Origin of the sequence: Streptomyces sp. NPDC001604 (genome assembly GCF_042893475.1) — a bacterium.
In the GTDB taxonomy this organism is placed as follows: Bacteria; Actinomycetota; Actinomycetes; order Streptomycetales; family Streptomycetaceae; genus Streptomyces.
In genome coordinates, this window is sequence record NZ_JBIAUY010000016.1 from 148,222 (window position 1) to 160,438 (window position 12,217).

Consider the following 12,217-nt stretch of genomic DNA (forward strand, 5'->3'; position numbering starts at 1 on the left):
CCCTCAGCCGAAGAAGTTCCGTACGTGCTCCAGCCCCTCGACCAGTGCATCGATCTCGGCCGGCGTGGAGTACAGATAGAACGACGCTCGCGTGGTCGCAGGAATTCCGTAGCGGAGGCACACGGGCCGTGCGCAGTGGTGGCCGACGCGGACCGCGATGCCCTGCTCGTCGAGGACCTGGCCCACGTCGTGCGGGTGGATGTCGCCGAGTGTGAAGGAGATCGCCGCGCCGCGGTCCTCGGCCGTGGTCGGGCCGATGATCCGCAGGTCCGGGACCTCGCCCAGCTTCTTCACCGCGTACTCGGTGAGGGCGTGCTCGTGGGCCAGGATCTTGTCCATGCCGATCGACTGCAGATAGTCGATCGCCGCTCCGAGACCCACCGCCTGCGCGATCGGCGGGGTGCCCGCCTCGAACTTGTGCGGGGCGGGAGCGTACGTCGACGAGTGCATGGACACGGTCTCGATCATCTCGCCGCCGCCGAGGAACGGCGGCAGGTCCTCCAGGAGCTCCTGCCGGCCCCACAGGACGCCGATGCCGGTCGGGCCGCACATCTTGTGGCCGGTGAAGGCCACGAAGTCGGCCTGCAGCGACTGGACGTCCAGCGGCATGTGCGGGGCGGCCTGCGAGGCGTCGATGCAGACCAGCGCACCGACCTCCTGGGCGCGGCGGACTATCGCCTCGACCGGGTTGACCGTGCCGAGGATGTTCGACACCAGCACAAAGGAGACGATCTTCGTCTTCTCGGTGATGACCTCGTCGATGTTGGACAGGTCGAGGCGGCCGTCGTCGGTCAGGCCGAACCACTTCAGCTTCGCGCCCGTGCGCTGCGACAGCAGCTGCCACGGCACGATGTTGGAGTGGTGCTCCATCTCCGTGATGACGATCTCGGTCTCGTGGTCCACGCGGTAGGGCTCGTCGGCCCAGCCCAGCATGTTCGCCACGAGGTTGAGCGACTCGGAGGCGTTCTTGGTGAAGATCACCTCGTCGCGGCTGGGCGCGTTGATGAACGACGCGACCTTGTCCCGCGCGCCCTCGTACAGCGCCGTGGCCTCCTCGGCGAGCACATGCACACCGCGATGGACGTTGGCGTTGTAGCGCTCGTAGTACTCGTTCAGGGCGTCCAGCACCTGGCGCGGCTTCTGCGAGGTCGCCGCGTTGTCCAGGTACACGAGCTTCTGCCCGTCGTGGACCTGACGGTCCAGGATGGGGAAGTCCTTGCGGATCGCCTCAGTGTCGAGGAGGCCCGGCAGCTGGGTCACTCGGATGCGCCACCCTTCGTGTATGCCTCGTAGCCCTCGTTCTCCAGCTTGTCGGCGAGCTCGGCACCGCCGGACTCGACGATCTTGCCGCCGGCGAACACATGGACGTGGTCGGGCTTGATGTAGCGCAGGATGCGCGTGTAGTGCGTGATCAGCAGGGTGCCGACCTCGCCGGTCTCACGGACGCGGTTGACGCCCTCGGAGACGACCCGGAGCGCGTCGACGTCGAGGCCGGAGTCGGTCTCGTCGAGAATCGCGATCTTCGGCTTGAGCAGTTCGAGCTGCAGGATCTCGTGGCGCTTCTTCTCACCGCCGGAGAAGCCCTCGTTGACGTTGCGCTCGGCGAAGGAGGGGTCCATGTTGAGGCGCTCCATGGCCTCCTTGACCTCCTTCACCCAGGTGCGCAGCTTGGGGGCCTCGCCGCGGATGGCCGTGGCGGACGTACGGAGGAAGTTCGACACGGAGACGCCGGGAACCTCGACCGGGTACTGCATCGCGAGGAACAGGCCGGCGCGGGCGCGCTCGTCGACGGACATCTCCAGGACGTCCTCGCCGTCGAGGGTGACGGTGCCGCCGGTGATCGTGTACTTGGGGTGGCCCGCGAGGGAGTAGGCGAGGGTCGACTTGCCGGAGCCGTTGGGGCCCATGATGGCGTGCGTCTCGCCCTGCTTCACGGTCAGGTCGACGCCCTTGAGGATCTCCTTCGTGGCGTTGTCGGCCTCGACGGTGACGCGCAGGTCTCGGATTTCAAGCGTTGCCATGGATTGCCTCAGGACTCCTGGTTGAGGGAGACGAGCACGTCGTCCCCTTCGATCTTTACGGGGTATACGGGGACGGGGCGCGTCGCGGGCAGGCCGGACGGCTTGCCGGTACGCAGGTCGAAGCTGGAGCCGTGCAGCCAGCACTCGATCTGGCAGTCCTCCACCTCGCCCTCGGAGAGCGAGACGTTCGCGTGCGAGCAGATGTCGTGGATCGCGAACACTTCGCCCTCGGTCTGCACGACCGAGATGGGCGTGCCGTCGAGTTCCACCCGCTTCGGGGTGTCCTCCTCCAGCTCGCTCAGCGCACAGGCGCGTACGAAGGCCATCAGACTGTGGCCTCCAGCTCCTCGTCGATCTTCACGAGAAGGCGCTCTTGGATGTCGTCGACGCCGATCTGCTGGACCAGCTCGGCGAAGAAGCCGCGGACCACCAGGCGACGGGCCTCGTCGGCCGGGATGCCGCGGGCCATCAGGTAGAAGAGCTGCTCGTCGTCGAAGCGGCCGGTGGCGCTCGCGTGCCCCGCGCCGACGATCTCGCCGGTCTCGATCTCGAGGTTGGGCACGGAGTCGACCCGGGCGCCGTCCGTGAGGACGAGGTTCCGGTTCATCTCGTACGTGTCCGTGCCCTCGGCCTTGGCCTCGATGAGGACGTCGCCGATCCACACCGCGTGGGCGCCCTCGCCCTGCAGCGCGCCCTTGTAGACGACGTTGGACTTGCAGTGCGGGACGTTGTGGTCGACCAGGAGGCGGTGCTCCTGGTGCTGGCCGGCGTCCGTGAAGTACAGCCCGAACAGCTCGGCCTCGCCGCCGGTGCCCGCGTAGGAGACGCGCGGGTGCAGCCGTACGACGTCGCCGCCGAAGGTCACCACGACCGACTTGAACGAGGCGTCGCGCCCGATGAGGGCGTTGTGCTGGGCCACGTGCACGGCCTTGTCGTCCCAGTCCTGGACGGAGACGACGGTCAGCTTGGCACCGTCGCCCAGGATGTAGTCGACGTTGGCGGCGAGCACCGCGTCACCGGTGTGGTCGATGACGACGACGGCCTCGGCGAAGGCTCCGAGCTCCACGACCTGGTGGCCGTAGGCGACCCCGCCCTCGCCGTGCACGGCGATGCGGATCGGCTCGGTGAGCACCGTCTCCTTGGGGACGGTGACCACGCCGGCCTTCTCGAACGCCGAGTACGCCTGGGCGGCGATGCGGTCCACCGGGGTGCCCGCCTTGCCGATCCGGGCGTCGTCACGGTCGACGATCTCGACGGTGACGCCCTCGGGGGCCTCGACCTCGACCTTCACGCCCTCGCCGGTCGCGACGGCGGTGCCGTCGTGCAGCCCGCGCAGGCGCTCCAGCGGGGTGAACCGCCACTCCTCCTCGCGGCCGTGCGGGACCGGGAAGTCCGCGACGTCGAAGGACGGGGGCGCGCTCATGCGTGTGGCGACGGTCGACTCGGCGGCCACCGCGATCTGGCCCGCGGTGGTGGAGCCCACGGGGATGTTCTGAGCCTCAGCCATGGCTGTCGGTCTGCTCGCTTTCTTACGTAAGTGGCTTGATGGGGCGGCAGTTGGCGTCAGCCGACCGCGCCTTCCATCTGGAGCTCGATCAGCCGGTTGAGTTCCAGCGCGTACTCCATGGGCAGCTCCTTCGCGATGGGCTCGACGAAGCCGCGCACGATCATCGCCATCGCCTCGAACTCGGAGAGACCGCGGCTCATCAGGTAGAAGAGCTGATCCTCGGAGACCTTGGAGACGGTGGCCTCGTGGCCCATGGACACGTCGTCCTCGCGGACGTCCACGTAGGGGTACGTGTCGGAGCGGGAGATGGTGTCGACGAGCAGCGCGTCGCACAGCACGTTCGACTTGGATCCGGCGGCGCCCTCACCGATCTCGACCAGACCGCGGTAGGAGGTACGGCCACCACCACGCGCCACGGACTTCGAGACGATGTTGGAGGAGGTGTTCGGCGCCATGTGGACCATCTTGGAGCCGGCGTCCTGGTGCTGGCCCTCGCCCGCGAAGGCGATGGACAGGGTCTCGCCCTTGGCGTGCTCGCCCATCAGGTAGACGGCCGGGTACTTCATGGTGACCTTGGAGCCGATGTTGCCGTCGATCCACTCCATGGTCGCGCCCTCGTACGCCACGGCGCGCTTGGTGACCAGGTTGTAGACGTTGTTCGACCAGTTCTGGATGGTCGTGTAGCGGCAGCGGGCGCCCTTCTTGACGATGATCTCGACGACCGCGGAGTGCAGGGAGTCCGACTTGTAGATCGGCGCCGTACAGCCCTCGACGTAGTGGACGTAGGCGTCCTCGTCGACGATGATCAGCGTCCGCTCGAACTGGCCCATGTTCTCCGTGTTGATACGGAAGTAGGCCTGGAGCGGGATCTCCACGTGCACGCCCTTCGGCACGTAGATGAAGGAGCCGCCGGACCACACCGCGGTGTTCAGCGACGCGAACTTGTTGTCGCCGACCGGGATGACCGTGCCGAAGTACTCCTTGAAGAGCTCGGGGTGCTCCTTCAGGGCGGTGTCGGTGTCCAGGAAGATGACGCCCTGCTCCTCCAGGTCCTCACGGATCTGGTGGTAGACGACCTCGGACTCGTACTGGGCCGCGACACCGGCGACGAGGCGCTGCTTCTCCGCCTCCGGGATGCCGAGCTTGTCGTACGTGTTCTTGATGTCCTCGGGCAGGTCCTCCCAGGACTCCGCCTGCTTCTCCGTGGAGCGCACGAAGTACTTGATGTTGTCGAAGTCGATGCCCGAGAGGTCGGAGCCCCAGTTCGGCATGGGCTTCTTCTCGAACAGGCGCAGACCCTTGAGACGGAGCTTGGTCATCCACTCCGGCTCGTTCTTCTTGGCGGAGATGTCCCGGACGACGTCCTCGCTGAGACCGCGCTTGGCAGAGGCACCGGCCTCGTCGGAGTCGGCCCAGCCGTATTCGTACTTGCCCAGACCCTCGAGCTCAGGGTGGGCAGTCTCCGTGGGGAGAGTCATGCGGGGTTCCTCCCGGCCGTGCTTGCAGTTGCGTTGTCTGTGGTCTTGGAAATCTTTGGGATGAACGTCGTGCAGACGCCGTCGCCGTGCGCGATGGTCGCCAGCCGCTGGACGTGCGTGCCGAGCAGCTGGGAGAAGATCTCGGTCTCCGCCTCGCACAGCTGCGGGAACTTCTCCGCGACATGGGCCACCGGGCAGTGGTGCTGGCAGAGCTGCTCACCTTTTTGCGGGAGGGGGGCGCTGCGCGCCGTAGCAGCGTACCCGTCCGCGCTCAGGGCCTTGGCCAGGGCTTCGGTGCGCTGTTCGGGGGCGGCGGCCTCGATCGCCTTGCGGTAGGCGGCGGCCTGCTCCGCGATCCTCGCGCGTGCGAAGGCGACCACCGCCTCGTCCCCGCCGAAGCGCTCCGCGATCCAGCGCAGGGCGTCCGCGGCCAGCTTGTCGTAGGACTGGTCGAAGGCGTCACGGCCGCAGTCGGTCAGCGCGAACACCTTGGCGGGACGGCCGCGCGTGCGCGCGCCGTACACCCGCTGCTCCCTCGGCTCCACGACGTCGTCCGCGACCAGCGCGTCCAGATGCCGTCGTACGGCCGCGGGGGTGAGCCCGAGGCGCCCGGCCAGCTCGGTGACGGTCGACGGCCCGTGGTCCAGGATCGACCGCGCGACGCGGTTGCGCGTGGAGCGCTCACCGGTCGCGTACTCTTCCTGGTGCGACCCCGTGGGGGTCTCCAGAGCCTCGCCGACGTTTTTCACAACGCCATTGTTGCGTAATTCCTCAGGACCGGGCAAGCCACGTCCCGGCCGCTGGACGGTGCCCTGCGTCACTTAGGCACCCCTAACCTGACCTGCGGAAACGATCTTTGATCGATCAGATCCGGGCCAATTCGGTGGCGCCCCGGGGCCCCTTCGGGAACACTCCCCAACCATGCCGACACCCCCTCCCACCGGCCCTCTTGTCACCCGCGACACCGTCGCCACAGAGCTGCGCCTGCTGGGCGTGGAGACCGGCGAGACCCTCCTGGTGCACTCCTCCCTCAGCAGCCTCGGCTGGGTGTGTGGAGGTGCCGTCGCGGTCGTGCAAGGTCTTCTCGACGCTGTCGGCCGTGCGGGCACGATCGTCGTCCCGACCCAGACCGGCGACCTCTCGGACCCGGCGCTGTGGGCGAACCCTCCGGTGCCCGAGGAGTGGTGGGAGCGGATCCGGGCCACCATGCCCGCCTACGACCCGCTGGTCACACCCTCGCGCGGGGTCGGGGTGATCCCGGAGACCGTGCGCACCTGGCCGGGCGCCCTCCGCAGCGCGCATCCGCAGACGTCCTTCGCGGCACTCGGCCCGCGCGCGGCGGAGATCGTCGACGACCATGCGACCGACTGCCGGCTGGGCGAGCGCAGCCCGCTGGCGCGGCTGGAGCGGCTGGGCGCCCGGGTGCTGCTGCTCGGCGCGGGATACGGCTCGTGCACCTGCTTCCATCTCGCCGAGTACCGGATACCGTCGCCGCTCGTCGCGGTAGGGCGCCCCGCGCCCGGGGGCGGCTGGGAGACGGTGACGGAGGTCTCGATCACCTCCGAGCGGTTCGACGAGTTGGGGTACGACTTCGAGCGGGACCGTGCCGTCGTCCGCGGGAGGGTGGGCGCCGCCGACGTCCGGCTGTTCACCGTGGCGGGTGCGGTGGCGTACGCGGAGCGGTGGCTGGCGGTGCACCGGTCCCGTGAGGACGAGGTCCCCGCACCCCCTGGGAGTGGAGATCCTGCACCCGCCCGTCCGGGCCGTGGGACCCGTACCTAGACTCTGGCCCATGCGAAGTGAGCCCGTGGTCCAGGTTCAGGCCTTGGTGAAGCGGTACGGCACCAAAACCGCTGTGGACGGCCTCGACCTGGTGGCCCAGGCGGGCGTGACCGCCGTACTCGGCCCGAACGGCGCGGGCAAGACCACGACCGTCGAGACCTGCGAGGGATACCGCAGACCGGACTCGGGCACGGTGCGCGTCCTCGGGCTCGACCCGGTGCGGCAGGCACGTCAACTGCATCCGCGCATCGGCGTGATGCTGCAGTCCGGCGGCGTCTACTCGGGCGCACGGGCGGACGAGATGCTGCGGCACGTGGCCAGGCTGCACGCCGACCCGCTGGACGTGGACGCCCTGATAGAACGGCTCGGCCTCGGTTCCTGCGGCCGTACGACATACCGCCGCCTCTCCGGCGGCCAGCAGCAGCGCCTCGCGCTCGCGATGGCCGTCGTGGGCCGCCCGGAGCTGGTGTTCCTGGACGAACCGACCGCGGGCCTCGATCCGCAGGCCCGGCACGCCACCTGGGACCTGGTCCGCGACCTGCGCGCCGACGGCGTCTCCGTGATCCTCACCACGCACTACATGGACGAGGCCGAACAGCTCGCCGACGACGTCGCGATCATCGACGCCGGCCGGGTCATCGCTCAGGGCTCCCCGGAGGAGCTGTGCCGCGGCGGCGCCGAGAACACGCTCCGCTTCACCGGCCGCCCCGGCCTGGACGTGGGCTCCCTCCTCAAGGCACTCCCTGCCGACTGCTCGGCCGCGGAGCTGACCCCGGGCTCCTACCGGGTCGTCGGCAAGGTCGACCCGCAGCTGCTGGCGACGGTGGCGTCCTGGTGCGCGCAGCACGGCGTGATGCCGGACAGGATCTCGGTCGAGCGGCACACCCTCGAAGACGTGTTTCTGGAGCTCACCGGCAAGGAGCTGCGTTCGTGACGACCACCGGCCTCTACACCCCGAAGCCGGGCGCGGCCCCCCTCCCCCGCATGATCGCGGCCCAGGCCGCGCTCGAGACGAAGATGCTGCTGCGCAACGGCGAGCAGCTCCTGCTGACGGTCGTGATCCCGACCCTCCTGCTGGTCCTGTTCAGCTCGGTGGACATCGTCGACACGGGCGCGGGCAAGTCCGTCGACTTCCTCGCTCCCGGCATCCTGGCGCTTGCCGTGATGTCGACGGCGTTCACCGGCCAGGCGATCGCCACGGGTTTCGAGCGCCGCTACGGCGTCCTGAAGCGCCTGGCCTCCTCGCCGCTCCCCCGCTGGGGCCTGATGACCGCGAAGACGGCGTCGGTGCTGGTCACGGAGATCCTTCAGGTGATCCTCCTGACCGTGATCGCCTTCGCGCTGGGCTGGTCGCCGCACGGCAACCCGGCCGCCGTCCTGCTGTTGCTGATCCTCGGTACGGCGGCTTTCTCCGGCCTCGGTCTCCTCATGGCGGGCACGCTGAAGGCGGAGGCGACCCTGGCCGCCGCCAACCTGGTCTTCCTGCTGCTGCTCGTGGGCGGCGGCGTGATCGTGCCGATGGACAAGTTCCCGCAGGGCGCCCAGGACGTGCTGGGACTCCTGCCGATCTCCGCCCTCTCCGACGGGTTGCGGGACGTGCTGCAGCACGGGGCCGGGATGCCGTGGGGTGACCTGGGGATTCTGGCCGTCTGGGCGGTCGTGGGGCTCGCGGCGGCCGGCAGGTTCTTCCGCTGGGAGTAGCCCGCAGCAGTACGGGGACAGGGGCTTCGCGGGACCCTCGTGAACGCGTGCACAAGCGGCCCGCCTACGATGGGCCCGTGCCAAACGTGACCCGCGCCGACGCCGTGGCGGCCCTGCGCAACCCGCTCTCCTTCATCGCCGGACGCTGGACCCCCGAGCCCCGGACGGTCCAGCGGTCGGCTCTCTCCGCGCTCGTCATGTCGGTGGTCATCGTGGTCACCGGCGGTGCGGTGCGACTGACCGGCTCCGGGCTCGGCTGCCCGACCTGGCCCAAGTGCACCGCGAACTCGCTCGCGCCGACGGGCGAGATGAACTTCCACAGCGCCATCGAGTTCGGCAACCGCATGCTGACGTATGTGCTGTGCGCCGCCATCGGCTGGGCGATCGTCGCCGCGCGCTCGGAGAAGCCGTACCGGCGCAGCCTGACCCGTCTGGGCTGGGCCCAGTTCTGGCTGGTCATGAGCAATGCGGTGCTCGGCGGCATCGTGGTCCTGGTCGGCCTCAACCCGTACACGGTCGCCGCCCACTTCCTGCTCGCCTCCGCGCTGATCGCGGTAGCCGTCGTGATGTGGCAGCGCACCCGCGAGGGCGACGGGGCGCCCCGCGCGCTGGTCGGCAAGCCGGTGCAGCAGATGGTGTGGTTCCTGGTCCTCGCCACCGTGCTGCTGATCGTGGTGGGCACGGTGGTCACCGGCGCGGGCCCGCACGCGGGTGACTCCAAGGAGGTCGAGCGCATCCCGATCGACTGGGAGACGGTCGCCAAGCTGCACGCGGTGCTCGCATGGATCGTGGTGACGCTGGCCTTCGCCCTGTGGTTCGTCCTGAAGGCGGTCGACGCCCCCAAGGACCCGCTGGCGCGCACCCGGGAGCTGTTCCTGGTACTGCTCGCGCAGGGCGTCATCGGCTACGTCCAGTACTTCACGCACCTGCCCGAGGTCCTCGTCGGGCTGCACATGTTCGGCTCCTGCCTGATCTGGATCTGGGCGCTGCGGGTGCTGCTGGCCCTGCGGGAGCGGCCGGAGGCGGTTGCCGACCTGCCCGGGCCGGCGACCGAGGTGACGGTGGGCACTCGGGCCTGAGGCTCTGGTCCGGTACGCCTCACTCCAGTACGCCTCACTCCAGTCCGTACACCCTGCGCGCATTCCCCGCCGCCACCATGCCCGCCACGCGCTGCGCGTCCGCCAGCGACCACGCCCCCTCGGCGACCCAGCCGCCCAGCACGCGCCCCAGGGCCTCCCGGAACAGTCGCGCCCCCACGACGTGCAGTTCGGGCAGGCCGTGGGCGCCGCTGGAGAAGAGGATCTTGCCGAAGGGGGCCAGTTCCAGGATCTCGGCGAGGACGGTTGCGGCGCGGGCGCCGGTGCGGACCAGGGCGGCGCCCGAGTCGGCGTAGACGTGCGGGAAGACGCCCGCCAGGTGGGCGGCGTGGCGATGGTAGGGGTAGCCGTGCAGCAGGACCAGGTCGGTGCCCAGACCCGCCGTCGCGCGGACGAAGTCCGTGAGCAGCACCGGGTCGGTGCGGTCGATGCGCTGGCCCGGTTCACCGAGGCCCGCGTGGAGCTGGAGCGGGAGGCCCGAGGCGATCGCGATCCACAGCAGATGCCGCAGGAGCACGGCATCGGTCAGCTCGCCGCCGACCCTGCGCCCGGCCAGCCACCGGCCGGCGGCGCCCCGCACCTCCCCCGGCCCCGGCGGCTCGGGCGCGAGCGCCAGACCGTGCCTTACGCCCGCGACCGACGTGAAGGCCACGGCGGTCGCGGCCGCGGCGTGCACCGACTCGGCGAGGTTGGCGAGGAAGGACTCCACGGTGCCGGAGGTGTCGGCGACCTGTTCGGCCAGTAACTCGAGGCGGACGATCTCGCGGGCCTCGGCGGCCCCGGCGGACGCCAGCTCGGAGGGGCCGGTCAGATCGCCGGGCAGGCCCGTGTCGACCAGATACGTCGTGATGCCGCTGCCGCGCAGCAGCCTGCGGCCCGTTTCCAGTACGCCCAGTTCACGACGGCGGGCGAGATAGCGGGCGGGCGGACAGTGCGGTTCCAGGCCGAGCAGCGGAGGGCACCAGCGTCGTACGGCGAACCCCGTCTGTGTGTCGAAGAGGGTGGTGCCGGGCGCGGGCGGGCCCTCGGTGCGGGACAGCTGGGCCTCGAAGGTGCCGAGGCCCAGCTCCGTCCTCAGTACGCCGTGGCAGTACTGGTCCACGAGGGACGGCGTTTCGATCATCCGGACTCCCCGTGTGCTGGCCCCTGCTGTCGCAGGGCCTAACGGGTGAACCCGGCACTAGGTGTTGCTGGGACCGCCCACCTGGATCCCCGCCATGCGCGTCCACTCGTACCGGCCCGTCTTCACCTTGGCCGCGAACTCGCCGTCGAAGTCCTCGTGGACGGTGATGCCGGCCTTCTCCACCGCCTTCTCGGCCAGCTCGTACGAGGGCGCCACCAGGTCGCCCCAGCCGCCGTCCTCGCCGACCAGGACGATGCGCGCGCCACGCTCCCCGATGTAGGCCACCTGGCCCTCGGCCCCGCCGTGCGCCTTGGAGAAGGCGCTGATCTGCTTGGCGAGCCGCGCCACCTTGCGCTCGGCCTTCGGGTCAACCTGCTGAGTCTCTGCCATGGTCAGGATGCTACCGACGGGTAGATCAAACGGCGACGGGCGGGGTGCGTGGCCTTGACCACGCACCCCGCCCGAAGCGACGTACAAAGAAAGACTGAGAAGGACTAACGGAGGAAGGGGTCCACCGCGACCGCCACGAAGAGGATCGACACATAGGTGATGGACCAGTGGAACAGGCGCATCTCCTTCAGCTTCGCGCCCGTCACCTCGGCCTTGGCCCGGTTCTGCAGGCCGTGCGCCTCCCAGAGCCAGAAGCCGCCGGCCAGCAGCGCCACGAGCGTGTAGAACCAGCCCGTGTAGCCGAGCGGGGTGAGCAGGAGCGAGACCGCGACCATCACCCAGCTGTAGATCACGATCTGCTTGGCGACCACCTTGTTGGAGGCGACGACCGGCAGCATCGGCACGCCCACGCGCGCGTAGTCCTCCTTGACCTTCATGGACAGCGGCCAGTAGTGCGGCGGTGTCCAGAAGAACATGACGAGGAAGAGGATGATCGGCGCCCACGACATGGAGTTCGTGACGGACGACCAGCCGATGAGCACCGGCAGGCAGCCCGCGATGCCGCCCCACACGATGTTCTGCGAGGTACGGCGCTTGAGGATCATCGTGTAGACGACGACGTAGAAGAGGAGTGCGCCGAGGGAGAGCCAGGCGCTCAGCCAGTTGACGGTGAGGCCGAACAGGAGCGTCGACACGACCGCGAGGGTGATGCCGAAGGCGAGGCACTCGCGCGGGCTGACCATGCCGGTGACCAGCGGGCGCTGCGAGGTGCGGTCCATGAGGGCGTCGATGTCGCGGTCGATGTACATGTTCAGCGCGTTGGCGCCGCCCGCCGACAGGTAGCCGCCTACGCAGGTGAGCAGCACCAGCGTCAGGTCCGGCACGCCCTGCTGGGCGAGGAACATCACCGGAACGGTGGTGATGAGCAGCAGCTCGATGATCCGCGGCTTGGTGAGCGCCACGAACGCCTTGACACGGGCCCCGAACGGCCGGTGACTCGAGCTCCTGCTCTCCCCCAGCGCACCCGCTGGACGGGATTCGACGGCCGTCACGCACACCCCTACAGAGACATCCCAGCAAGCCTCACCCCTGTGAAGTCCCGGTAAAGGCTCGCGCGT

13 protein-coding genes are annotated in these 12,217 nt (G+C 69.4%); 4 read left to right on the top strand and 9 right to left on the bottom strand.

The genetic code is table 11. The features are described from left to right. Positions 1–3: 3 nt before the first annotated feature. The 6 genes from ACFY1E_RS34630 to ACFY1E_RS34655 are packed head-to-tail and all read right to left on the bottom strand — an operon-like array spanning position 4 to position 5,755. On the bottom strand, positions 4–1,260 hold the full coding sequence (locus ACFY1E_RS34630; protein WP_389083141.1) for a cysteine desulfurase: 1,257 nt from the start codon (positions 1,258–1,260) through the stop codon (positions 4–6). Further along, positions 1,257–2,021, bottom strand: coding sequence for a Fe-S cluster assembly ATPase SufC (gene sufC / locus ACFY1E_RS34635; protein ID WP_115908853.1), 765 nt, complete (start codon positions 2,019–2,021; stop codon positions 1,257–1,259). The genes ACFY1E_RS34630 and sufC overlap by 4 nt, the downstream gene beginning before the upstream one ends. Before the next feature lie 8 nt (positions 2,022–2,029). After that, positions 2,030–2,347: a bifunctional 3-phenylpropionate/cinnamic acid dioxygenase ferredoxin subunit gene (locus ACFY1E_RS34640; protein WP_099927980.1), complete on the bottom strand. Its 318-nt coding sequence runs from the start codon at positions 2,345–2,347 to the stop codon at positions 2,030–2,032. Then, complete coding sequence (gene sufD / locus ACFY1E_RS34645; RefSeq protein WP_389083144.1) at positions 2,347–3,528, bottom strand: Fe-S cluster assembly protein SufD; 1,182 nt, start codon at positions 3,526–3,528, stop codon at positions 2,347–2,349. Before sufD ends, ACFY1E_RS34640 begins: the two co-directional genes overlap by 1 nt. A 56-nt stretch (positions 3,529–3,584) precedes the next feature. Then, a complete protein-coding gene (gene sufB, locus ACFY1E_RS34650; RefSeq protein WP_344403868.1) occupies positions 3,585–5,006 on the bottom strand; it encodes a Fe-S cluster assembly protein SufB in 1,422 nt (473 codons plus the stop codon). Continuing rightward, on the bottom strand, positions 5,003–5,755 hold the full coding sequence (locus ACFY1E_RS34655) for a helix-turn-helix transcriptional regulator (RefSeq protein ID WP_389083147.1): 753 nt from the start codon (positions 5,753–5,755) through the stop codon (positions 5,003–5,005). The genes sufB and ACFY1E_RS34655 overlap by 4 nt, the downstream gene beginning before the upstream one ends. 172 nt (positions 5,756–5,927) lie before the next feature. Here ACFY1E_RS34655 and ACFY1E_RS34660 point away from each other — a divergent pair, with 172 nt between their 5' ends. From ACFY1E_RS34660 to ACFY1E_RS34675, 4 genes are all read left to right on the top strand, one after another. Further along, on the top strand, positions 5,928–6,788 hold the full coding sequence (locus ACFY1E_RS34660) for an aminoglycoside N(3)-acetyltransferase (RefSeq protein ID WP_389083149.1): 861 nt from the start codon (positions 5,928–5,930) through the stop codon (positions 6,786–6,788). A 10-nt stretch (positions 6,789–6,798) separates the two neighbouring features. Beyond that, positions 6,799–7,722, top strand: coding sequence for an ABC transporter ATP-binding protein (locus ACFY1E_RS34665; protein ID WP_389083151.1), 924 nt, complete (start codon positions 6,799–6,801; stop codon positions 7,720–7,722). 50 nt (positions 7,723–7,772) lie between these two features. Further along, complete coding sequence (locus ACFY1E_RS34670) at positions 7,773–8,489, top strand: ABC transporter permease (protein ID WP_389083346.1); 717 nt, start codon at positions 7,773–7,775, stop codon at positions 8,487–8,489. Positions 8,490–8,575: 86 nt separating this feature from the next. Beyond that, on the top strand, positions 8,576–9,568 hold the full coding sequence (locus tag ACFY1E_RS34675; RefSeq protein ID WP_389083348.1) for a heme A synthase: 993 nt from the start codon (positions 8,576–8,578) through the stop codon (positions 9,566–9,568). 34 nt (positions 9,569–9,602) lie between these two features. Here ACFY1E_RS34675 and ACFY1E_RS34680 read toward each other — a convergent pair whose 3' ends face one another. From ACFY1E_RS34680 to ACFY1E_RS34690, 3 genes are all read right to left on the bottom strand, one after another. Continuing rightward, positions 9,603–10,709, bottom strand: a complete 1,107-nt coding sequence (locus tag ACFY1E_RS34680; RefSeq protein ID WP_389083153.1) for an amidohydrolase family protein — start codon at positions 10,707–10,709, stop codon at positions 9,603–9,605. 57 nt (positions 10,710–10,766) lie between these two features. Further along, positions 10,767–11,099, bottom strand: a complete 333-nt coding sequence (locus ACFY1E_RS34685) for a hypothetical protein (protein ID WP_181922503.1) — start codon at positions 11,097–11,099, stop codon at positions 10,767–10,769. Positions 11,100–11,203: 104 nt separating this feature from the next. Further along, a complete protein-coding gene (locus ACFY1E_RS34690) occupies positions 11,204–12,157 on the bottom strand; it encodes a heme o synthase (protein ID WP_389083156.1) in 954 nt (317 codons plus the stop codon). Positions 12,158–12,217 lie beyond the last annotated feature (60 nt).

What these genes read in the sequence shown, in the direction of transcription:
- ACFY1E_RS34685 (WP_181922503.1), bottom strand. Translation starts at nt 11,099, where the DNA reads ATGGCAGAGACTCAGCAGGTTGACCCGAAGGCCGAGCGCAAGGTGGCG.
- ACFY1E_RS34660 (WP_389083149.1), top strand. Translation starts at nt 5,928, where the DNA reads ATGCCGACACCCCCTCCCACCGGCCCTCTTGTCACCCGCGACACCGTC.
- ACFY1E_RS34680 (WP_389083153.1), bottom strand. Translation starts at nt 10,709, where the DNA reads ATGATCGAAACGCCGTCCCTCGTGGACCAGTACTGCCACGGCGTACTG.
- sufD (WP_389083144.1), bottom strand. Translation starts at nt 3,528, where the DNA reads ATGGCTGAGGCTCAGAACATCCCCGTGGGCTCCACCACCGCGGGCCAG.
- ACFY1E_RS34665 (WP_389083151.1), top strand. Translation starts at nt 6,799, where the DNA reads ATGCGAAGTGAGCCCGTGGTCCAGGTTCAGGCCTTGGTGAAGCGGTAC.
- ACFY1E_RS34640 (WP_099927980.1), bottom strand. Translation starts at nt 2,347, where the DNA reads ATGGCCTTCGTACGCGCCTGTGCGCTGAGCGAGCTGGAGGAGGACACC.
- sufB (WP_344403868.1), bottom strand. Translation starts at nt 5,006, where the DNA reads ATGACTCTCCCCACGGAGACTGCCCACCCTGAGCTCGAGGGTCTGGGC.
- sufC (WP_115908853.1), bottom strand. Translation starts at nt 2,021, where the DNA reads ATGGCAACGCTTGAAATCCGAGACCTGCGCGTCACCGTCGAGGCCGAC.
- ACFY1E_RS34670 (WP_389083346.1), top strand. Translation starts at nt 7,773, where the DNA reads ATGATCGCGGCCCAGGCCGCGCTCGAGACGAAGATGCTGCTGCGCAAC.